Here is a 21726-nt window from a genome sequence, read left to right as displayed (position 1 = left end):
TCAGTCCCCCAGCCAGTTGCCGTTGGCGTCGTACTGGTCGGCGAAGATCTTAGGTGGGGTGTCACCCGGTTCAAGGGTGACGGGTCCGTTGCAGCCCCAGTCGACGGTGTTGCGGCAGGAGCCGGAGACGTTGCGGGCGGCGACTCGCCAGATATCTGCCTCCCCCGGTGAGGCCTGGACATCCACCGAGCCGGGGATCACGATCCAGGGTCCGCCGCCGACGCGATACTCCCCGACGAAGGTGGTGGTCAGGCTGACCGGGAAGCGCCCGGTCTCGGTATAGACGTGACTTGTGAGGGTTTCCTGATTGGTCTTGACCACGGTCTCGCCCTGCCAGCTCTCGGGCATTGGTTGTCCGGGCTCGTAGGTGACGCGACTGGCGCCATCGCCGTAGTCCCATTGGAAGCTCGGCGGGTTCACGCGGATCTCCACGGGGATGCCGAGAAGAGTCTGGTTCAGGGTCTGGGTCTCGACGTCGGCGAACATATGCGTGTGCCGGTTCCGGTAGCCGAAGCCGAGGAGGTCGGGTTCAAACTCGACGGATCCCCCGGCGATAGGGAGGGTTGCGAAGGCCCGCTGAACTTCTCCGGGGAGTCGCTCCAGGATCTCGCCCAAATCATCCTGTGCTGGGACCTCCGGACCGGCAGCCTCTTCGATCTCTTCGATCTCGGGTTCGTACTGACACGCGTAGCCTAGTTCGCCAGCGCCCATTTCGATTAGAAGTGAAGCCGTTGGGTCGTAAGCGTCGCAATTCGAGACAATCTCCTGTCTGCATTCACTAGCTAACGAACCACCGGCGCCGGAGCAAAAAGCGTAAGAACGTTCGCGCGTCGTGGACTCACTCTCGTCCACGTTGTCGCGAGATCCAGCGGGAGCGCCCCAGTCCCTGTCTGGCACCGGTGGCCAGTCGAGCCGGCCAGGCCCGGATCTGAGACTCTCCCTCTCGACTTCGGCCTTAACCGCCTGATCGCTGAAACCCGCACCCACATCCACCTCTGCGCGATCCTCATCCCGTGACGCATAAGCGGCAGGGGGCAACACCGTGCCCAACAGCAAAGCCACCAACACCCCGATCGAGACGAACCCAATCAGACGCCACATGGCCTCTTACTCACCACTCGATGGAGCGTAGATATCGAGGACAATCCATTGACTCTCGACGTACTCAACGTGGGCTTCCACGTTCGAGACTATTTCGCCGCCTCCCGAACCGAGGACCTCACCCGCTTGGTCGTACACGCTGAATTCTGCTTCGCGTAGATCAAAGAAGACGCCCGTATCGAACCCCTCGCGAACGTCTGAGACCTTGGCATCCTCGACAGTGGATCGATCCGACACGTACCAGCCGGATTCGTCCCCATATACGTATTCGTACTGTTCGACAGCAACTGCGCAGAAGGCACAATCTTCCGAGGATGCACTCAGTAGTGGACGAGCATCGCCGGTGAGTTGGAGGAATGTCCTAGCTTCTAACCAATACTCCAGCGCCGCCAGCGCCCCCTCCTCAGTCTCCTCATAGATCTCCGCCGGAATCTCAGGCTCAGGCCAGTTCTGCGCGGGACCGTCCGAGGACGCAGGGACCGGCGTCGGTGACGGCTCAGGTTCCGCGGTGGCTTCCGCGTCATCACCCGGCTCCTCTGGATCCGAAGCTCCATCCTCCGGTGAGGTCTCCTCCGCGCTCGGCTCTACATCGGACCCGCCGAGTTCAGGTCCGGCATCGTTACCGCCGCAGGAACTCAGGAGGCACCCGAGAACCAGCACAGCACTCACCACACCAAGCCGACCCGCTGAAGTGTTCATGAACCTGTCCCGTCCATTGCGTCAGTGCTGCTGAAGCACACACTAGACAGAACCGCCCCGGCGCAACAGGGCCGGGGCGGTTCTGTGGACGAGCGAAGAATCAGAACAGTTGGCGGAAGTTCGTCTTCGCGAGGTCGACGAGCTCATCGCCGCGGCCACTGAGCACCGTACGCACCGCGTAGAGCGTGAAGCCTTTCGCCTGCTCAGCGGTCACGCTCGGCGGCATCGAGAGTTCCTGACGCTCGGTGACGACATCGAGCAGCGCAGGGCCGTCGTGCGCGAGGAACTCCTCCACGGCCGCAGGAAGATCCTCGGACTTCTCGACTCGGATCCCCTTGATGTCCATCGCCTCGGCCACCTTCGCGAAGTTGGGGTTCTTCAGCTCGGTGCCGAAATTGACGATGCCGGCGGCCTTCATCTCCACCTCGACGAAGTTCAGTGAGGAGTTGTTGTAGACCACGGTCTTGACCGGCAGTTCGTTCTGCGTGATGGTCAGCAGCTCCCCCATCAGCATCGCCAGCCCACCGTCACCGGAAAGCGCGATCACCTGTTTCTCCGGCTCGGCCATCTGCACGCCGATCCCCTGCGAGATCGCATTCGCCATGGACCCGTGACTGAACGAGCCGAGCAGCCGACGTCGTCCGTTCATGGTCAGATACCGGCAGGCCCAGACCACCGGGGAGCCGACGTCGGGCAAAAAGATCGCGTCGTCGTCGGCGGCATCGTTGATCAGCTTGGTCAGGTACTGCGGATGGATCGTCCGCTTGGACGGGGTGGCCAGCGCGTCGAGGTCCTTGCGGGTCTTGGCATAGTGCTTCGTCGCCCCATCGAGGTGCCGAGAGTCCTGATGCACGTCGAGCTTCGGCAGCAGCGCCTCCACGGTGTCCTTCACCGAGCCGACCAGTCCAACATCGACCGGGGTGCGTCGGCCGATCTGGGAGCCGCGGATGTCGACCTGCACGACCTTCGCATGCTCGGGATAGAACTGCTGATACGGCAGATCAGAACCGAGCACCAGCAGGGTCTCGCAGGCGGCCATCGCCCGGTACCCGGAGGAGAACCCAAGCAGCCCGGTCATCCCGACGTCGTAGGGGTTGTCCCACTCCACGTGCTCCTTGCCGCGAAGCGCATGCACGATCGGCGCCTGCAGCCGCTCAGCGATCTCGAGCAGCTCGGAGTGAGCTCCGGCAGTCCCGGCCCCGGCCAGGATCGTCACGCGCTCGCAGGTGTTCAGCGCCTCGGCCGCTCGGTCGAGGTCCGCCTCGGCCGGGATGACCCGGGAGAGCATCGGCCGGATGCTCTCCGCCTCGGCCTGGACGTCGGCGAGCGCCACATCGCCGGGGATCACCAGCACGGCGACCCCTCGCTTCTCGATGGCCTCGCGCATGGCGACACGAAGCAGCCGCGGCATCTGGTCCGCGTGGGCAACATGCTCCACATAGACGCTGCACTCGCGGAAGAGCTCCTGCGGATGGGTCTCCTGGAAGTAGGTAGACCCGATCTCCTCACTGGGGATGTGCGCCGCGATCGCGAGCACCGGAGTCCGCGAGCGCTGAGCGTCGAAGAGCCCGTTGATCAGATGCAGGTTGCCCGGTCCGCAACTGCCCGCGCAGACCGCGAGCTCCCCGGTGACCTGGGACTCGGCGCTGGCGGCGAAGGCGGCGGCCTCCTCGTGCCGGGTCGGCACCCACTCGATGGTCCCCGCCGCGCGCAGCGCGTCGGTCAGTCCGTTGAGCGAATCCCCGGAGATCCCATAGATCCGCTCGACTCCGCTGGCGTGCAAGGTATCAACGATGTTCCGTGCGACTGTCGGCATGACGTCCTTCCCGAAAGAGTCGCCGCCACCTGCGCACAGGCCACGGCGCGTATCTCCGCATTCTAGAACTCCTCGGTGAATGCGCCTATGGGACAGGTCACGCAGGGAACGACGACGGCGGCCCGGCCGGTAGGCCGGTGGGCCCCTACGCCGGTGGGCCAGCCTGCCCACGTAGGCTGGCCCCATGCCGATCCACGACTCCCCCGCCGAGCACCCCATCCTCGAGGCCAAGTCGCTGCAGTCGACCCCGATCTATGACCTGGTCGAAGAGACCTTCAGCTTCGGGCATGCCGGTGAGACGCTGACCCGCGCGTTCCTCAAGCACCTCAGTGCGGTGGCCGTGCTCGCGATCGACGAGCAGGACCGAGTGCTGCTGATCCGCCAGTATCGCCACCCGCTGCGCCAGAACATGTGGGAGATCCCGGCTGGCCTGCTCGACGCCGAGGGCGAGCCGATGCTCGACGCCGCAGCGCGGGAGCTCCACGAGGAAGCCGATATCAGTGCCGCCACCTGGCACACCCTGGCGGATTTCCACACCAGTCCCGGCGCCTCCAACGAAGCCATCCGGATCTACCTCGCCTCGGGGATCACCGAGACCCCAGAACATGAGCAGCACGCACGGGAGGGCGAGGAGGCCGAGATCGAGAAGGCGTGGGTCCCGCTGACCGACGCCGTGCAGGCGGTGCTCACCGGTCAGATCCGCAACCCCAGCGCGGTCACCGGCATCTTGGCGCTGCACGCAGTGCGGACCGGAGCCGGAGAGCTGCGCGCACCGCGAGCACCCTGGGCCGATCACCCTCGCGGCATCCAGCCCTAGCGCCGGGCAGCCGCCGAGAATTCCTCGGCGAGGCGGAGGAGAGCCTGACGCACCTCATCACCCTCGAGCAGCTCCCAGTGCAGCCCGCTGGTCCCGAGATACATCACGATGACCTCTGCCCGGTCGGCACCGGTGACCAGCACCGACGTCCCCTCCCCGGCGTCGAACACCTCAGCCACCGTCGGGCCGAAGGTCGCGCGCACCACCTCGGGTTGCGCGTGAACCAGCACCCGGGCGCGCACCGGGTAGGGAGCGGTGCTGATCGCCCGCGTCGTGGCCTGCCGCAACAGATCATCGGGGATCTGACGCAGCTCGAAGTTCTCCTCGTCGCGACGCACGCGCTCGATCCGGTCCACTCGCAGCGTCCGCCACACGAGGCGCTGCGGTTCCCACGCGATCAGATACCAGCGTTCCGCCGTGTGCACGATCCGGTGCGGCTGCACCGTGCGTTCGGAATGCTCCCCGGCGTGATTCCGATAGCGGATGCGGATCTCGCGCCGGTCAGCGATCGCCCGCGCCAGAGCGATCACCGTCTCGACGTCGACGTCGCCGCGCGCCGCCACCAGGGGAACCATCGCCCGCTCCACCGCAGCAATCTGATCCCGCGTGACCGGGGCCAACGAAAGCTCGAGCTTCGCCAGCGCGCGCGCCGCGGAGTCCTCGATCCCGGTGATGACTCCGGATGCGCCGGCCCGCAGCCCGACCGCGATCGCCACGGCCTCGTCCCGCGCCAGGGTCAGCGGCGGCACCACCGCACCGGCTCCCAACCGATAGCCGCCCCCGACGCCTCGGGTCGCCTCGATTCCGTAGCCCAGATTGCGCAGGTCCTCGATATCTCGGCGCAGCGTGCGATCGCTGACCTCCAACCGGGCGCGCAGCTCGGCCCCGGTCCACGCGGACCGCGCCTGAAGCAGACCCAGCAGCTCCAGCGTGCGCCCGGTGGTCCTCGACATGGTCCAAGTATCACCCCGATTCCGGCCGCATTGTGGCCGCAATCACGGTGAGACTGAAGCTATGAACTCACATCACGCACACCCGATCCTCCCCTTCCAGATCGACATCGATCCCGCCCAGGTCAGCGAGCTGCAGTCCCGCCTGGCTAATACTCGTCTCTCCCATCCGCTCCCCGACGACGCCTGGAGCAACGGCGTCCCGATCGCCACCCTGCGCGACTATGCCGAACGCTGGCGCCACCACGACTGGGCGGCCACCCAGGATCGGCTCAATCGGCTCCCCCAGTTCAGCACCGAGATCGACGGGCAGACGATCCACTTCCTGCACATCCGGTCGCAGGCGCCGGACAGCATCCCCCTGATGCTGCTCCACGGCTGGCCCGGATCCTTCCTGGAGTTCGAGCACCTGATCAACCCGCTCACCGATCCCGCTGCCCACGGTGGTCAGAGCGGCGACGCGTTCGACCTCGTCATCCCGTCGCTTCCAGGGTTCGGATTCTCCACCCCGCTGGTCGACGGCGGCTGGTCCACCCATCGGATCGCGACCGCGTTCACCGAGCTCATGACCCGCCTCGGCTATGACCGGTTCGCCGTGCAGGGCGGGGACCTCGGCGCGTCAGTGGCGCCGGAGATCGGGCGCGTGGTGCCGAGCCGAGTGATCGGCGTGCACGTCAACGGCGCGCTCGGCGCCTTCCAACCCGAGGTCGATGACCAGACGCTGGCGGCGATGTCTGCGGTGGAGCAGGACAGGATGCGACGGATCGGTGACTTCATGCAGACCGAGTTCGGCTACATCGCGCTGCAATCCACCCGTCCAGGGCTGCTGGGAGCGATGGTCGCTGACAGTCCGATCGCCCAGTTCGCCTGGATCCTCGACAAGCTGCAGGCCTGGAGCCACCCAGCCGAGACCCCCGCAGACGAGCTGCTCGGCGAGGACTTCATCTTCGCCAACGCCTCGCTCTACTGGTTCACCGCGAGCGCCGGATCCGCCGCCTACGTCGGCTACGCCCAGGATCAGCCCTGGGATGTGATCCCGGAGAGCTCGGGGGTGCCCACCGCGGCGATCCAGTTCGCCCACGACATCGGCATCCGCTCATTCGCCGAGCAGGCCAACAGCATCGTGCGCTGGACCGAGCACCCCGGGAGCGGGGGTCATTTCGCGGCGCTGGAGGAACCTGAGCTGCTGCTTCGGGGCATTCGGGAGTTCTTCCGTCCCTGGCAGTAGTCCACGCACCACGCCAAGCATCCCGCCGAGCACCAACCCATCACCAGAGCTCGACGAGGAACCCTGGCCACTCAGGTCACTGCGGGTCGAAGACCAGGCGCGAGGCCAGCTCATCATTGGCCCGTCGCCAGGCATCCACCATCGCCCCGCCTCCATGACCCTCACGCTCCTCAATGACCAGAGCACTGCCGGGCCACCGACGATGCAGCTCCCAGGCCGTGCGCAGCGGTCCGCTGACATCGAGTCGTCCGTGGATCAGGACCGCCGGGATTCCGTCGAGCCGATCCTTGCGGTCCAGCAGCGGTGGATCGCAGAATCCGTCGTTGGCCCAGTAGTGGGTGGCCAGGGCGACGAAGTTGTTCCGGAACTCTGGATCCTCCCACCGTGGGTCACGTTGGAACCCGCCGGCGCCGATGGCGATATGAGCGTCTTCCCATCGCGCCCACGCTAGCGAGGCGGCGTCGCGCACTGCCTGGTCGGGGTGCCGCATGAGGTCCCGATACGCCTCCACCAGGCGTCCTTGCCCGCGTCGATATCCCAGCCCGGCCCGCTCGGCGTGCTGGACGAAGAGCTCCCACTCCTCCGGGTACAGCGCCCCGACGGTCTCGGTGATCCACTCGACCTCCCAACGGGAGGTCGTGGTCACCGCCATCGCGACGACCCCGCGCACCCGCGCCGGATGAGCCTGGGCGTAGGCGATGGCGAGCGTGGACCCCCAGGACACGCCATTGAGCACCCAGCTCTGCACGCCGAGATGTTCGCGCAGCTCCTCGAGGTCGGCGATCAGCCTGGAGGTGGTGTTGGCCTCCCAGTCATGCTCCGGATCGCTCGCCAGCGGCGCTGACCGGCCGCAGCCTCGCTGATCGAGACCGATGACCCGGAATCGGCCGGGGTCCGCTTTGGTCGCATAGCCACGACCCCCTAAGCCCGCGCCAGGTCCGCCATGCAGGTACAGCAGCGGAATTCCGGCCCGAGAGCCGGACTCCTCCCAATAGACGCGCTGACCATCGCTCATGGTCAGCAGGCCGGTCTCATCAGGCGCTTGCGGGGTGTACATCCGGCCAGCCTAGCGAGGGGGCTGATCCGCACCTGCGTCACCTGCGAATCCCAGCGCAAGCTTCCTCCGAGGACGGAGCGCTGCCCGGCCGGTTGCCGCAATATAGTGGCGGTGCACCTCGCGACCGTCCCGCCCCCGAAAGGTCCACACTCTCCATGCGCACGGAACAGCAGACTCTGAAGGTCTCCCTCATCGGAATCCTGATCGTCGCGACCCTCGGAATCGGGTTCGGTCTCGTGTCGGGATCCTTCGCGATCCTCTTCGACGGCGTCTTCTCGCTGGTCGACGCCGTGATGTCCGTGGTGTCCATCACCCTGGCAGGCCTGATTGCGAAGTCCGCATCCAACGCGCTCTCCCGGCGAACCCAGGATCGGTTCACCATGGGGTTCTGGCATTTCGAGCCCATGCTCCTGGCGGTGAATGCGCTGCTGATGATGTCGGTGGCCGCGTACGCGTTGTTCCAGGCCATCGCGGCGCTGACATCGGGCGGCCGCGACGTCGAATTCGGTCCGGCGGTGCTCTACGCCGCCGTCGTGGCGGTGCTGTGCTTCGTCATCGCACTGATCGAACACCGCGCCAATAAGAAGATCGATTCCGCTCTGGTCGCGATGGACGTCAAGGGCTGGATCATGGCCGGCGGAGTGACCGGCGCCCTGCTGGCCGCGTTCCTGATCGGGATGCTCATCGACGGCACGGCGGCGGAGTGGGCCATGCCTTATGTAGACCCGGCGGTGTTGGCGCTGGTCGCCTTGATCCTGCTGCCCGTGCCCTTCTCCACCTTGCGCAAGGCCGTGGCGGAGATCTCGCTGGTCACCCCACCTGAGCTCAAGGGACGCGCCGAGGCAGCGGCCCAGGACATCGCCGAGGCTGAAGGATTCTTCGACTACCGGGTCTATGCCTCCCAGCAGGGCCGAGCGCGCACCATCGACGTGGTGTTCTATGTTCCAGAAGATCAGGGGCTTCGGTCCTTGGAGGACTGGGACCGAGTGCGCGACGAGACCCGGACACGGTTGGACGGCGACGATCCGCACAGCTGGATCACGATCACCTTCACGACGAAGCAGCCACCGTCGCGTCCGGTGCGCTGACCCTCCTCCTGCGTCTCAGCTGGCCTTCTTCTTGGAGCTGGACCCCGAGCTCTTGGCGCCCTTCGCCTTCGTGCCGCCGGACTCCCCGGACCCCTTGCCTGAGCTCTTCCGCCGGGAGTCCACGGACTGCTTCAGCGCCTCCATGAGGTCGATGACGTTGCCGTCGCCCTCCTCATCGTCTTCGACCTCGCCGAAGGTCGCCTCGGTGTCGATGTCCTCACCGTGGGCGAGCTTCTCCTCCACCAGGGTGTGCAGCTGGTCCTGGTACTCATCCTTGAACCGCTCCGGGTCGAAGTCTTCCGCGTAGGAGTCCACCAGCGAGCTGGCCATCTCCTGTTCCTTCTTGGTCAGCCGCGACTTGGGGACGTCGAACTCCGGGTCCCGCAGCTCATCGGCCCATCGCAGCCCCTGCAGCACGATCACATCCCCGCGCACGCGCAGCACCCCGAGGCGGGTCTTTGAGCGCAGCGTGAACGTCACGATCGCCACCCGGGAGGACTCCTCCAGGGTCCGGCGCAGCAGCACATAGGCCTTCGCGGACTTCCCCGAGGGCTCCAGGTAGTAGGACTTGTCCAGCTCCATGGAGTCGATCTGGTCTTCGGGCACGAACTGCTCCACCGCGATCTCCTTGGAGTCGTCCGCGGGCAGCTCCCCGAGCTCATCCTTGGTCAGGATCACCGTGGACTCCCCGGAGTCATAGGCCTTGTCGATGTCCTTGTAATCGACCTTCTCGCCGCAGACCTCGCAGTGGCGCTCATAGCGGATCCGGCCGCCGTCGTCGTCGTGGACCTGATGCAGAGACAGATCATGACTGCGGGTGGCCGAATACAGCTTGATCGGGACCGTCACCAGGCCGAAGGACACGTCGCCAGACCAGATCGCCCGCATGGGTCACTCCTTGGTTGAGTCGTTACATCTTGTGCGCCTATGACACCACAACCGCAGGGGCCAGGACAGCCCGGGCAACAGACACCACGGCCGACGACGACGACGCGGGCTCGGCGCGGAGACGCGGCGCTCCGGCTGTCTGGGTGCTCAGGATTTGTTCGCTCGGCCTTCCTGCGGTGCTTCTGCTGCGGGTTCGGTCTCGGCGGTCTCGATGGCGGCCACCAGGCGTGCCCGTTCCTTGTTGACCCACCGACCATCCGAGTAGTTCGCGAGGAAGGTCTCGGCGAACTCCACCGGATCCTGCCCCACCACGGCGTTGAGCGGCGTGCCGTCAGCGGCGCTCTGCTCGAAGAGGTCCACGAGGTCCTCCAACATCTGGACCAGGACTTCGCCCGTGGTGATCGCCCCGGCGTACATCAGATAGCGCTCGACTGCTTCGATGCCAGTGCGGTAGCTACCCGGGAGCTCATCGCGGCGGGCCTTGTACTGCCGGTAGCGCTTCTTGCCCTCCAGCGATCCGGTGACCTTCTCAATCCAACGTGGTGCCATGGCTACTTCTCTCCTTTGCGGAGCTGGTCTAGGCGTTCTGCGAGGAAGCTCCAGGTCCTCCAGAACTCATCGAGGTATTCCCGGCCTTCGGCGTTGATGGAGTAGACCTTGCGCGGCGGACCTTTGGCGGAGGGAACCTTCTCCACGTCCACCAGTCGGCGTTGTTCGATCCGGACCAGCAGCGCGTACACGGTGCCCTCGGCGATGTCGGTGAAACCCTGCTCGCGCAGCCAGCCGGTGATCTCGTAGCCGTACGCCGAGCGATCGGCCAAGAGCGCGAGGACGATGCCCTCGAGAGTCCCTTTGAGCATCTCTGTCGCCTGCTTGCCCACGACTCCCCCCCTTCTCACTACCCAGTGTTATTGACTACCAGCATAAAGTAACACCGAGTAGCGGTGCGGACAACGGTTGGGAACTCCGGGACCAGGAATCACTGACGGGTGATTCCCGGGGTCAAGAAGACAGATTCTCGGAACCGATGGACCAGACAGAACCTCGCAACGTTCGTCCTCTTCTGCGCCACACCCAGCCAGGAGGACCCGGCGATAACACACTTTTCTATGTTCTATGTAGACTCCAATTACGTTCTGGCCTCTAAGGTCATTGTTCATCGCCGGAGAGTTTGAACCGGTTGGCCAGCATGCATGTTGTGTCTGAGGCGATCGCCGAGGAATAGACCGCGACCACCCACGGTGGGAACGAAAACAGGATGGAGAAAGTCGTGGCAACGGCACCTGAGAAGATTTCCCTCAAAGAATCGATGTTCAAGACCACCGGCTTGTTGGGGGCAGCAATGCTGGCCCTCACGGCCTGCGGCGGCGACGAAGCTGCACCTGCCGAGGCAGCCGATGCCGATCAGGTCGAGGCGGACACCGACGAGGAAGCGGGCACCGATACAGAACCCGCTGATGAGCCCACCGAGGAGGAGGTTCCCGATGCCCCAGAGATCGGCGAAGCAGAAGACGCGATCTGGCAGTCCTCCCTCGATCAGGACTCCGTCACCATCAACGCAGTCATTCCCATCAACCCCTTGGGCGACGCTGCTGAACACGTCGACGAGAACATCAATGTCGAAACAGAGATCGTCCGGCTTGTACTCTCCGGTGACATGGCGGGCGATGGTTACACCTACACGCTCAACGAGACCATGGGCGACTACCGGATCTTCAGCGACCAGGCAGTCCAATCGGTAGATTCCGTGATCGAAGAATACGCAGCCAATCAGGTCGACATCCAGGGAGTCACTCCGGAAGATTTTCGAGAAGCGCTCGAACCGGAAGGTGAATGGGTGGACATGACGAGCCTCGCGAACCAGTTGGAAACCCCGGCTCTGTTCATCGAGAATCTCCGAAGCAGCATCCTTACCTCGGCTGGCGTGGAGGATCTCTCCGCGTGGGAGGCCGACGCCGCAACAGATACTCACGAAGGTGAGGATGTGTGGGTGTATTCCAGTGAGAACGATGGGGCCACGGTCGAGTTCATCGTGCTGGCGGATGAGCAGGAGCCACTCCTGATGGAGATTCGCTCAGAATCAGCGGGCGAGGAGACGGTGGTGACCTTTAGCGACTGGAACGAGGTCGCGGAGCCAGAACGTCCGGAGGACGACGTCGTCATCGGCGAGGACGAATTCCAGGGCATCGCAGACTCCCTCGTCTAGGGACGACCCCCGTCTCCGCTGACCGAAAACTTCCCCCAGCGGCCAAGGAGCGGCATCTACCTCTGCGACTCATAACTCCACGGTGACTCGCAGAGGTGGATGCCACCCGGCGAACCGCCCCTGTCTCAGGCGTCACACCTCAAAGATCTCTCCGTTGCGCGGCATGGACCGGACCGCGTTCGGCGCAGGCCCCCTCGCGATCTCCTTCAAGGACGGTTCGATCTCCCCGGGACGATCGATGTCTTCCCAGGCCATCTTCAGACCGGCCGCCGCGTAGGGGTTGGCGCGGTCCATCAGGTGCACGTGGAGATGCGGCTCCGAGGAGTTTCCGGTGTTGCCGACCTCGCCGAGCTGCTCCCCCGCACTCACCCGCTGCCCGATCTCCACGCGCAGACTCCGCATCCGCAAGTGGGCATAGACGGCCGCAGTCCCGTCGTCGTGCGCAACGATCACATGGTTGCCCAAGATCGCACCCCGACCGGCGACCGAACGGATCATGCCCTCGAGGGTCATCATGTAGATCAGGCCCTGCCAGGTGTTCCGAGCCCGGTGATCTCGCGCTCCAGACCACGCACCGGTGACGACGCCGTCGGCCATCGCATACACCGGTGCCCCGAAGCACGGATACTTCTGCGGAGGTGAGTTCCGCCAGCCCTTCTGGACCTTGGGCGGGGTCTCGGCGGTGGTGGGCTGCAGGATATCGATCGCGGCGTACTGCCCGAGAAACCTGGAACCATGGCTCGGAAGCTGCTGACCTGGCGTGTTCAGGGCGGCCCAACGGCCTCGGACCGGCGCGGCCATCATATGGGGTTCATGCTCCGACGCCTTCGGGTGGACGGCCGAGAGCACCACGCCCAGGGCGATCATCGCAATCACCACCAGAGACGGTAGTGCTTCGACGAAGCCCGGCACGGCGCCGAAGAGTGAGAGGACACCTAGCGTCGCGCCGAAGAAGACCAAAACCAGCCAGAGCGGCTTCAGGCGCGAGATGATCCGCCGCATCAGCGATCCACCCCCAACAGGGTGACCAGCAACGGCACGATTCTTGCCGGTGGCACCTCGTAGCGCCCTGAACCCAGCGCTGTGACCCACCCCGCGGCGACCAGCTGGCGCAGGTGGTGGTAGACCTGCCCGCTGGTGCCGAACTCTCCGGCTTCACGGATCTCCTCGACGGTGGAAGCGTCCGTGAGCAGCCGCTGCATCAGCTGCAGCCGAACCGGGTGCGCCACTGCTGAGAGCCGCTCTGCCCGCGAGGCAAAGTCGGTGGCAAACATCTCCTGCACCGAGCCCTGCATCTGCCACTGAGCGTGATGCCCCTTCGGCACGGTGACCGCGCCGGTCATCAGCACGGCGCCGGCCGCATCCGTCGTGCGCTGCTTGAGGCCGTCCAGCGCCCAGAAGACCTCGTCCTGGTCCGCGGCCGACGTTGCCGCCGGAGGTGACTCGAGGGCGGCAAGCCGCTCCTCGACCGCCGCGAGGCGCTCAGCCAGGTCTCGGAAGGAGTGATCATCATCCATGACCACACGCTAGTTCAATCACGTGATTACGTAAAGACCAAGAAAGTACGTAGATCCGTGAGGCAATCGCCGAGCCACCACCCCTCGATGAGGAGTCAAAGCTCATCCACGCACAGCGGGGTGCCGCCGATGATCGGTGACGCCCCTTTTGAGAAGTTCTGAGATCAGCGCTTCTTGCCCTTGTTCTCGTACTGCGAGAGCGCCAGGCCCAGACCGAAGAAGGTGGGGGCCCAGTGGCCCACGAAGATGCCCCAGCGGTCGGCCTGCGGCTTGGAATCATCCTTCTTGAAGCGGGACGCGGTCCAGCTTCCGAAAGACAGCGCTACAGAGGCCAACGCGGCATTGTAGGCGTACTCTGAACGAAAACCGAGATTATGCAGTGTGGCCAGCATGTGACTCCTCACATCGAATCATTGTCAGTACCCGAAAGAATTTGGCACCTGACTCGAACCTATGGGTGGCGCCTGGTGATTCCATGATCGTTTCCTCCGCGCTGCCTTGGTGCCGGATGTTCCAGGCTCCACAAAAGCTCTAGTCAACGGCCTGAGGAGTCGTACGCCGCCAGGCCCAAAGTGCCCAGCACGGCTGAGACATCCCGTGGAGAGTGAGCGCCAGCCGACGACGGCGGCAGGTGGGCAGCCACATGGACCCACTCCCCCGTCTGATTGGGCAGGGAGAGCACGGAACTGTATCCGCGCTGCGCGCCGGCCGTGGTGAGCTCGATGCCGGAGAGGGTCTGATGCGGGACTCGGCGGGGTCCATACCCGGGCAGGGCCGAGGCGAGACCGGCGGGTTCGAAGACCTTGCCCATCCAGCCGTGGATCCGGCGCCGAGTCCCGGAGGAGACTCCCGCAACCACCGCTGGATCGCCCTCTGGGTCGTCGGGGGTTCCGAGGGAGCGCAGCAGCTGACACGTTGAGGCGGTGGTGGCGGACCCCAGCAGCCCTTCGCCCCAGGACTCGTCGGATTCGAGCCCGGACAGCTGTACCGCGTCGAGCCGGAGCGAGGTCGTGAGACGTGCGGCCTCGGAGAGCAGGTCGACTCCTTCTGCGGCCGCGAAATCCAGCAGTGCGAGCACGCAGGCGCCGTCACCTGTGGAGAAGACCAGGCTCACCGCGTCCTCCGCACTGAGCCGCAGCTCCCCGGACATCAGCCGCAGCGTACCGGTCTGAGCCGCGGCGCGGTGCCCCGCGGTGACGCTGAGCGGACGAGCCAGGAACCCCTCATCCCGCTCATCGAGGTGGGCCAGGGTCAGCCCGAACAGCAGTTTTCCGATGCCTGCGAGGTCCTGCGGCTCGTCCGCCTGGGCTTCGGCAACCAGCCCGGGAAATCGGGCGGAGCCGACCGCGAACCGCAGCTGCGGATACGCCGCCGCGCATTCCTCCAGAGTCAACATTTCCACCTCAGCGACCATGAGCCCACTCCTGCACGGCAAGTCCGAGCTCGGCGAACAGGTCGAAGACCGCCACCCGGCCGGGGAGCCCCGAGGGCAGCTGCGTGGGAATGTTCTCGGCGTAGGCCGCAACCGCAGCCAGCGGAGCTCCGGTGTCGGTGAGCGCCAGCCCCACCTGGGAGAGGCTGCGCAGCCCGCGTCCGTTCTTCTCCGCGAATCGGATTTCGGTGCAGGCCACACCCAGCGCGGGCGTGAAGAGTCCAAGCATCGCGTCCCGCGCAAACTCACACAGCTCGCGAGAGACCATCAGCTGGGCGGCGGCGGTGTCATCCACGCAACCGCGGCCCAAGCTCTCCAACAGGCGGGACTGATCCCGCGCCGTCGTCGTGGTGAGGGTCTCCAGGGAATGGCTCCAGGTGAGGTCGCCGGTGCGGGGGAAGATCTCGCGGTGCAGGGTGGCGTGCAGGCCCATCCAGGCGCAGTAGTCGTTGACCCATTGCAACGGGTCCGGGCGGACCGAGCCGATGGCGGCGAAGACCAGCTGGGTGCAGATGTTGTCCGAGGTGCTCATCATCTGCAGCAGGGAGTCGCGCAGGCTCAGTGAGATCCCGGCGGAGAGGTTCCGCATGATCCCGGCTTGGACGCCGTCCTTCATGTGCTCGGTGATCACCGAGCGGTCCTGGAGGCTGAGCTCGCCCGTCTCGACCAATGCCAGGCAGGCCAGGAGCACGCTGACCTTGCGGGTGCTGAAGGAGGCGACGGCGCGGGTGGCGTCTTGGCCGATCGCCTCACCGGTGCCGATCGGGCGGATCTCCCAGGAGAGCGCGAAGGGCTGATCTGCGGCCAGACGGGTGACCGCGGTCTCGAGGTGCTGCAAGGATTGCTCCACAAGACTCCTGATCAACGCGCGCTCCGGACTCCTCCAGCATATTGCTGCTCTCCGGCGAGCGCTTCATCCCTTCAGCGCAGCTCGTTCGGGCGAGCCCGTTCCAGGGCGTCGATCACGGCGCGGATCCGCGGATTGCCGCGCGAGCCGCCCCGGAACGTGAGCATGATGCGCCGGTGTGGACGGTGCTCGCCGGCAAGGGGAACGCGCCGGACCTGCGGATGCGAGATCTCTTGCGCGATCCTGGGCACCGCTGAGATCCCCAGCCCTGCGGCCACGAGCGCGGCCGTCGCGGTGAGGTCCTGCGCGTAATGACTGGACCGCGGCGCATACCCGGCTGAACGGGTCGCCGCGTAGAGCTCCTTATACGAGTCCTGGTGCGGGAGGCCGGTGACCCACTCCTCCTGGCGCGCCTCTTCCAGACGCACCTCGTCCCGCGCGGCGAAGGCATGGGACTGGTGCACCAAGAGGTCGATGGGATCGTCCATGAACTCGGCGACCTCAAGGTAGGAGGGAAGCCGGCTCGTCGATTCATCAGCCACGAAGAGTCCCACATCGATCGCCCCAGTCTCGAGGGCTCGGGTGATCTCCTGCGAGTAGATCTCCTTGGCCATGGGCCGGAGCATCTGGTGGTCCTCACGGAGCCGCACCACGGCAGGCGTCACCACCGAGGTCAGGATGGTGGCGAAACCGCCGATGGACACCGGGCCGCAGAGCTCGGTGGCGGCCGACGCGGTGTCGCTGAGTGCTGACTCCCACTGGGCATTCAAAGCCCGAGTGTGTTCGACCAGTCGCTGGCCTGCCGGGGTCAGTTTCACCCGCCGCCCCTCGTGCTCGAGGAGGTCCAGGTCGATCTCCGCCTCGAGCTGCTTGATCTGCCGCGAGACCCCGGAGGGACTCCGGAAGAGCACTTCAGCTGCTGCGGTCACCGTCCCATATTCGCTGACGGCGACCAAGAGCTGCAGGCGTGAATCGATCATGCACTTATAGTGCACGATCATGTGGACTCTGTGAACCTGGACGCAGGCTTGGGCGTTCGATGAACTGGGCCAATGCCGCATGCCACAACCACCGCCATCTCACGTCCGCACGACCCGCCGATCTCACTGGCCCGCCTGACGGGCATCCTGTCGGTATTCACGGTGGTACTGCTCCTCGGCGGAACGGATATGACCAAGGTCGCCGTGGCCCTGCCTGAACTCACCGAACAACTCTCACTGAGCCCAGTACAGGTGTTGTGGACCGCCGATGCCTACGCTCTCACCACGGGAATCGCCATCATCCCAAGCGCGGTCTTCGCTGACCGCTACGGACGCAAACTCGCCTACCTGGCAGGGCTGACCGTCGCCATCGCCGGCGCCCTGCTCGCCGGGATCGCGTTGGATCCGACAGCGCTGATCATCGGACGGATCGGTCAGGGGATCGGATCCGCGCTGCTGATCGCGGCGACGGTGGCGATCATTCGCGCGTCATTCCCCACCGAGAGGTCTCGCGCCTTCGCCTATGGCCTCTGGGTCTCCAGCTTCAGTGCCGGGGTCGGTCTCGGACCACTGCTGGGCGGCGTCCTGGTGGAGCATCTGCCGTGGGCGTGGATCTTCTGGGTCAACGCACCGGCGCTGGGTCTGTGCCTGATCGCGGCGGTCATGGTGCTTCCCACATCCAGGAACTCTGAACCCCCTGGCCTGGACCCATTCAGCATCGCGTCCTCCACGATCGGGATCGCGGCCTTGATCCTGGCGCTGAAGTCGATGCCGCGGGAAGACTCCGCGCTGATCGCACCGGCACTGCTGTGCGGCGGCGCTGTGGCCCTGACGGTGTTCTCTCTGCGGCAAGCTCGACTGCGCCGTCCGTACCTGGATGTCAGGCTGTTCCAGAAGCCGGTGCTCGCGGTCTCGGCGCTGAGCATCGCGGCCACCGCTGGAGTGTTCAACGGCACCCTCTACCTGCTCACCCAGCAGCTGCAGCTCGTGGAGGGTCGCTCCGCCGTCGAAGCTGGCCTGGTGCTGCTGCCTCTGGCCGCGGCAAGCGTCCTGGGTGGCGTGCTGAGTCCCGGGTTGAAGCGATGGATCTCCGAGCCAAATCTCCTGGCCGCAGGGTTCATCTTCACCTCCGCCGGATCCCTGCTGCTGTTCTCCGTGCCGCAGGCCGCCCACGCTGGTGGGCTGATGCTCCTAGGACTGGGTGCCGGCACAGTGATGGCCATCGCTTCGAACGCGCTGATGGGCTCCGCTCCCCCGACGCGTACGGCAGATGCCGGCGCGATTCAGGAGAGCGCCTTCGCCCTCGGTGCGGGGATGGGCATCGCCATTCTCGGTGTGCTTGCCCTGGAATTCAGCACCGCCCAAAATGACGACCTGGGGTCTGGTATCGACTCTGCTCTGGGTCTCAGCGCTTTCCTCTACGTCTGTCTTACGATTCCAGCAGCCTTGATCTTCCTGGCCCGACGGCGCTGAGCGAGGGGTCAGCCATTTGGCCACTCTGCATAGAGTCGGCCCTGAGGCGATTCACCTCCTGCGGGAAGCTTCTGGGGCTAGGCAGCAGCCCCATCACCGGTCGCTGCTCAGATGTCGTCCTCATAAGCAGGTCCGCCCTCGCCCTCCCATCGATCCAGCTGCCGGGTCTTGGCCGCGTTGTACTTGCGCCGGACGCCGTACCCGCCCTGATCGTCTTCATCGAAGAAGACGGCGCCGAACTCTTCCAGCGCAGACCGCAGCTTCCTCCTGGAGTCCTGGTCCAGTCCAGATCCTCGGTGTTCAAAACCGCGAACCCGCGTGGGATCCAGCGCAGCGGCCTCACTGATCTCCTCGACCGAGACCTGCGTGAGCGCGCGGGCGGCCCGGGCCAGATCGGGCGTCAATGGGGCAAGAAAGCGTTTCATCTCCTCAGTGTGTCAAACCCCACTCTGAGTGGGAACGGCAGGCGGAGAGCCTTCCGAAAAGATGTGGTCCATCAGAGATGGACAGCCTCCGGAGCTGGTGGGACCCTCGTGCTCAGGTGCAGCGCTTCTGGGTTCAGTTTCAGGGGGCAGTCATGCGGGTTCAACCAAGAGCGTGGATCGCGGTCGCCGTCGTCGCGGGCTACGCCGCGATCATGGGTCTGACGTGGTTCTTCACGGGAACCGATTATGAGACGGTCGGATCAACCGCGGCCAATGCGATGCAAGGCATAGTTCTGCCGGTCGCGTTGGCCTCGCTGTTCACCGCCGCGGTGACCTACTGGTTGGGATGGTGGGGGCCTGCTCTCCGCGACACCCCCGCGGGTCCCCGATGGTTGCTGCTGCTGCCGATCTTCCTCGTGCTGACGGCCGCGGGAAATCTTCTCGGCCACGGCTTCGAGGGGATCGAGGCCCAGCTGGTGCTCACGCTCGCGCTGGGCACCTTATTGGTGGGCTTCGGCGAAGAGCTGACGCTGCGCGGGGTGAGCGTGGTGGCGCTGCGCGGATCCTTCGGTGAAGTCGGCGTCTGGTTCTTCAGCTCCTTGCTGTTCGCCCTGCTGCACGCGCTCAACGTGTTCTTCGGGCAGTCAGCGGCCGCCACCCTGGAGCAGATCGTCTTTGCCTTCGTGATCGGCAGCGCGCTCTACGTGGTGCGCCGAGTCACCGGAACCCTGGTGATCTGCATGTTGGTGCACGCCTTCTGGGACTTCTCCACCTTCGTCGGTGGAGCCTCGACCGGTGAGGCCACGGGCTTCGCCGCACTCGCGCTGTTCCAGTACGCGGTGGTGGTCGTCGCGATCATCGGCCTGGTCCTGGTCCTGCGTCAGGGGCGTTCGAGCACCCGGCACTCGCGGGTCGCGGCGGCATGATCGACCAGCAGCGCCGCTGAGTGGCTCCCCGGTGCCCCCTGCGATCTTCGCCACTTCCACCCCCGTTGCGGATGCTTGCGCCGAGAGGTGGGGGCCGCAGCCGGCTGCGCCCATTAGGGTTGGAACATGATCAACGAAGACGCACGACTGCCCCAGGACATCCTGCACGCACTCCCCGGCTCCAACGCGGTGATGAAGGACGGTGTCGCTGTCGACGCCGCCCGCTGGCGCGCCGAACTCTCCAAGCGCGGACTCCCCGAGCTGACCGGGATGCTCCGCAGCCTGGACAAGGTGTCGCTGACTCGCCGCGACGTGTTCGAGATCGGTGACCGCGAGCGCACCCCCGAGAACGCCTTCCAGCTCTTCTACTACTCGCTGTCCTGGGGGCTCGGACCCAAGGTCCCGCGTCTGCACCACCGGCTGGACAACTTCGCCTCCCACCGCGAGGAGGCCTCCGAGCTGCTCGTCTCGGCATGGAACGCAGCCCGCAGCGAAGAGTTCGCCAAGGATGCCTTCAGCATCCTGACCACCGAGGACGGCGCTGGCCGGATTCCGTGGTTCGGGCCGGCGTTCTCCACGAAGTTCCTCTACTTCGCCCAGGGCGCGGCAGCGCAGCCGAAGCTGCTCAGCCTGGATCGCGACATTGCCGCGAACCTCGCCCGCGACGCCTGGCCGGATGCCACCACTGACGTCTGGGTCCCCGAGGTCTATGACCGGTACTGCACCCTGCTGACCGGATGGGCCGAGGAAGCCTCCGAGGACTCCTCAGTGGACCGCACGGTCCGCGCTGATGAGATCGAACTGGCGATCACCCGCCGGGCATAGAACACCCAGCTGGAAACGCCGAACGTCAGGTGCCGTCAAGACGTCTGACAAGTGTGTCCTGGATCACAGAATCGGTCCGGCAACCCGTTCTAGATTGAGGTCGTAGGTTCTCACCTCAAGAAGGGACGATCCGATGTCTGCCCCCACTGCAGCACACGGAACACCACACACCGCAAGAAACACCCGTTCGATCGGACATCAGGTCTCTGCCGGGATCGTAGGCGGCCTGGCAGGCGGGCTCGCCTTCGGGGCCCTCATGGCCATGATGGACATGTTGCCGATGATCGCTTCCCTGGTCGGAAGCACCTCGGCTGGTGTCGGCTTCGGCGTACATCTCGTCATCTCGGTCCTCATCGGACTCGGCCTGACGGTGCTTCTCGGCCACACGCTCTCGAGCTACGGTCGCGGAGCGATCGTGGGCCTGCTCTACGGCGCCCTCTGGTGGGTCCTGGGCCCGCTGCTCATCATGCCGCTGCTGATGGGGATGCCGGTCTTCACCCTCGATGCACCAGCGCTGTGGAGCCTGATGGGTCACCTCATCTACGGCCTCATCCTCGGCGTGGCAGGCGTCGCGGCACTGAACCGAAGCAGGTAGCAGCCAGGCTCGCTCGGCATCACACCCCGAGCGAGCCTGGCTGCCACTCTCCTCAGATCAGGTGGCACGAACTCGTTTCGCGCCACCTCATCGGTACTCGGGGTTGGGCCAGAGCCCGAGGTCCTGCCCCGAGTCCCACTGTTCCGGGACGTTGCCCCAGGCCGGGATCCCACCCGCCTGATGGAGCAGCTTGGCCATATGCATCAGGTTCCATGCCATGAACGTGGTGTTGCGGTTGGTGAAGTCGCTCTCCGGGCCTCCGGAGCCGGGGTCCAAGTAGCTCGGACCCGGGCCGATCGGGCCGATCCATCCCGCATCAGCGGCTGGAGGGATCGTCACACCGATGTGCTGGAGGCTGTAGAGGATGTTCATGGCGCAGTGCTTGACCCCGTCCTCGTTGCCGGTGACCAGTGCGCCGCCGACCTTGCCGTAGTAGATGTACTGGCCGGCGTCGTTGGTCATCCCGGACATGGCGTAGAGACGTTCGATCACCTGTTTGGTGACCGAGCTGTTGTCCCCGAGCCAGATCGGTCCGGCGATGACGAGAATGTCAGCCGCCTTCACCAGTTCGAACAGCTCCGGCCAGGCGTCCTGCTCCCATCCATGCTCGGTCATGTCCGGGTACACCCCGGTGGCGATCGGATGGTCGATGGAGCGGATGACCTCCACTTCCACGCCCTGTTCGCGCATCAGTCCGGCGCTGAGCTCCACCAGCCCGGAGGTGTGGCTCAGCTCGGGGCTGCGTTTGAGCGTGCAGTTGAAGAACACCGCCCTCAGCCCTGCGAACCCTTGATCAGCCTCTGATGTCTCTCGATGCTCGGTCATGGTGGCGACTCCTGGTTCCTCGGTGAGCTGG

General features: G+C 65.4%; 24 protein-coding genes. 8 read left to right on the top strand and 16 right to left on the bottom strand.

Annotated features, from left to right (window positions below; genetic code table 11):
• The 3 genes from I2487_RS04940 to poxB form a co-directional block, all read right to left on the bottom strand.
• Complete coding sequence (locus tag I2487_RS04940) at positions 1–711, bottom strand: hypothetical protein (RefSeq protein WP_218624218.1); 711 nt, start codon at positions 709–711, stop codon at positions 1–3.
• A gap of 396 nt (positions 712–1107) precedes the next feature.
• A complete protein-coding gene (locus I2487_RS04935; RefSeq protein ID WP_207170860.1) occupies positions 1108–1770 on the bottom strand; it encodes a DUF6318 family protein in 663 nt (220 codons plus the stop codon).
• 130 nt (positions 1771–1900) lie between these two features.
• Entirely contained in the window at positions 1901–3616 is a 1716-nt protein-coding gene (gene poxB / locus I2487_RS04930) for a ubiquinone-dependent pyruvate dehydrogenase (protein WP_207170859.1), read from the bottom strand.
• Positions 3617–3800: 184 nt separating this feature from the next.
• On the opposite strand from poxB, the gene I2487_RS04925 reads away from it, so the two are divergent.
• Positions 3801–4433 (top strand): NUDIX domain-containing protein, encoded by a 633-nt coding sequence (locus I2487_RS04925; protein ID WP_207170858.1) that lies wholly within the window; start codon positions 3801–3803, stop codon positions 4431–4433.
• Here the strand turns inward: I2487_RS04925 and I2487_RS04920 are convergent.
• Positions 4430–5386, bottom strand: coding sequence for a helix-turn-helix transcriptional regulator (locus I2487_RS04920; protein ID WP_207170857.1), 957 nt, complete (start codon positions 5384–5386; stop codon positions 4430–4432). The genes I2487_RS04925 and I2487_RS04920 overlap by 4 nt on opposite strands.
• 61 nt (positions 5387–5447) lie before the next feature.
• Between I2487_RS04920 and I2487_RS04915 the strand changes: the two genes are divergently transcribed.
• Complete coding sequence (locus I2487_RS04915) at positions 5448–6611, top strand: epoxide hydrolase family protein (RefSeq protein ID WP_207170856.1); 1164 nt, start codon at positions 5448–5450, stop codon at positions 6609–6611.
• Positions 6612–6687: 76 nt separating this feature from the next.
• On the opposite strand, the gene I2487_RS04910 is transcribed toward I2487_RS04915, so the two are convergent.
• Complete coding sequence (locus I2487_RS04910; RefSeq protein WP_207170855.1) at positions 6688–7668, bottom strand: alpha/beta fold hydrolase; 981 nt, start codon at positions 7666–7668, stop codon at positions 6688–6690.
• A gap of 155 nt (positions 7669–7823) precedes the next feature.
• On the opposite strand from I2487_RS04910, the gene I2487_RS04905 reads away from it, so the two are divergent.
• On the top strand, positions 7824–8756 hold the full coding sequence (locus tag I2487_RS04905; protein WP_207170854.1) for a cation diffusion facilitator family transporter: 933 nt from the start codon (positions 7824–7826) through the stop codon (positions 8754–8756).
• Positions 8757–8771: 15 nt separating this feature from the next.
• Here I2487_RS04905 and ku read toward each other — a convergent pair whose 3' ends face one another.
• From ku to I2487_RS04890, 3 genes are all read right to left on the bottom strand, one after another.
• Complete coding sequence (ku, locus tag I2487_RS04900; protein ID WP_207170853.1) at positions 8772–9644, bottom strand: non-homologous end joining protein Ku; 873 nt, start codon at positions 9642–9644, stop codon at positions 8772–8774.
• Between the two features lie 147 nt (positions 9645–9791).
• A complete protein-coding gene (locus I2487_RS04895; RefSeq protein WP_207170852.1) occupies positions 9792–10193 on the bottom strand; it encodes a DUF1048 domain-containing protein in 402 nt (133 codons plus the stop codon).
• Positions 10194–10195: 2 nt separating this feature from the next.
• Complete coding sequence (locus I2487_RS04890) at positions 10196–10525, bottom strand: helix-turn-helix transcriptional regulator (protein WP_207170851.1); 330 nt, start codon at positions 10523–10525, stop codon at positions 10196–10198.
• Positions 10526–10914: 389 nt separating this feature from the next.
• On the opposite strand from I2487_RS04890, the gene I2487_RS04885 reads away from it, so the two are divergent.
• On the top strand, positions 10915–11850 hold the full coding sequence (locus tag I2487_RS04885) for a hypothetical protein (RefSeq protein WP_207170850.1): 936 nt from the start codon (positions 10915–10917) through the stop codon (positions 11848–11850).
• Positions 11851–11982: 132 nt separating this feature from the next.
• On the opposite strand, the gene I2487_RS04880 is transcribed toward I2487_RS04885, so the two are convergent.
• The 6 genes from I2487_RS04880 to I2487_RS04855 all read right to left on the bottom strand — a co-directional run bounded on the left by I2487_RS04880 (position 11983) and on the right by I2487_RS04855 (position 16626).
• On the bottom strand, positions 11983–12852 hold the full coding sequence (locus tag I2487_RS04880; protein ID WP_207170849.1) for a M23 family metallopeptidase: 870 nt from the start codon (positions 12850–12852) through the stop codon (positions 11983–11985).
• Entirely contained in the window at positions 12852–13367 is a 516-nt protein-coding gene (locus I2487_RS04875; RefSeq protein WP_207170848.1) for an ArsR/SmtB family transcription factor, read from the bottom strand. Before I2487_RS04875 ends, I2487_RS04880 begins: the two co-directional genes overlap by 1 nt.
• A 164-nt stretch (positions 13368–13531) precedes the next feature.
• Positions 13532–13759 (bottom strand): hypothetical protein, encoded by a 228-nt coding sequence (locus I2487_RS04870; RefSeq protein ID WP_036473899.1) that lies wholly within the window; start codon positions 13757–13759, stop codon positions 13532–13534.
• A 143-nt stretch (positions 13760–13902) separates the two neighbouring features.
• A complete protein-coding gene (locus I2487_RS04865; protein WP_207170847.1) occupies positions 13903–14781 on the bottom strand; it encodes a serine hydrolase in 879 nt (292 codons plus the stop codon).
• Positions 14771–15649: a serine hydrolase gene (locus tag I2487_RS04860; RefSeq protein ID WP_207170846.1), complete on the bottom strand. Its 879-nt coding sequence runs from the start codon at positions 15647–15649 to the stop codon at positions 14771–14773. The genes I2487_RS04865 and I2487_RS04860 overlap by 11 nt, the downstream gene beginning before the upstream one ends.
• 71 nt (positions 15650–15720) lie before the next feature.
• On the bottom strand, positions 15721–16626 hold the full coding sequence (locus I2487_RS04855; RefSeq protein ID WP_207170845.1) for a LysR family transcriptional regulator: 906 nt from the start codon (positions 16624–16626) through the stop codon (positions 15721–15723).
• Positions 16627–16698: 72 nt separating this feature from the next.
• On the opposite strand from I2487_RS04855, the gene I2487_RS04850 reads away from it, so the two are divergent.
• Positions 16699–18099, top strand: a complete 1401-nt coding sequence (locus tag I2487_RS04850) for an MFS transporter (protein ID WP_207170844.1) — start codon at positions 16699–16701, stop codon at positions 18097–18099.
• 107 nt (positions 18100–18206) lie between these two features.
• On the opposite strand, the gene I2487_RS04845 is transcribed toward I2487_RS04850, so the two are convergent.
• On the bottom strand, positions 18207–18524 hold the full coding sequence (locus I2487_RS04845; protein ID WP_207170843.1) for an XRE family transcriptional regulator: 318 nt from the start codon (positions 18522–18524) through the stop codon (positions 18207–18209).
• Between the two features lie 152 nt (positions 18525–18676).
• Between I2487_RS04845 and I2487_RS04840 the strand changes: the two genes are divergently transcribed.
• From I2487_RS04840 to I2487_RS04830, 3 genes are all read left to right on the top strand, one after another.
• On the top strand, positions 18677–19450 hold the full coding sequence (locus tag I2487_RS04840; RefSeq protein WP_207170842.1) for a CPBP family intramembrane glutamic endopeptidase: 774 nt from the start codon (positions 18677–18679) through the stop codon (positions 19448–19450).
• A gap of 126 nt (positions 19451–19576) precedes the next feature.
• Entirely contained in the window at positions 19577–20275 is a 699-nt protein-coding gene (locus tag I2487_RS04835; RefSeq protein WP_207170841.1) for an 8-oxoguanine DNA glycosylase OGG fold protein, read from the top strand.
• Between the two features lie 133 nt (positions 20276–20408).
• A complete protein-coding gene (locus I2487_RS04830) occupies positions 20409–20870 on the top strand; it encodes a hypothetical protein (RefSeq protein WP_255545955.1) in 462 nt (153 codons plus the stop codon).
• 87 nt (positions 20871–20957) lie between these two features.
• On the opposite strand, the gene I2487_RS04825 is transcribed toward I2487_RS04830, so the two are convergent.
• Complete coding sequence (locus tag I2487_RS04825) at positions 20958–21695, bottom strand: flavodoxin family protein (RefSeq protein ID WP_207170840.1); 738 nt, start codon at positions 21693–21695, stop codon at positions 20958–20960.
• Positions 21696–21726 lie beyond the last annotated feature (31 nt).

It is taken from the genome of Nesterenkonia sp. E16_10 (assembly GCF_017347085.1).
In the GTDB taxonomy this organism is placed as follows: Bacteria; Actinomycetota; Actinomycetes; order Actinomycetales; family Micrococcaceae; genus Nesterenkonia.
The sequence above is the reverse complement of the archived record's forward strand: the minus strand, read 5'-3'. Positions and strand labels throughout refer to the sequence as shown.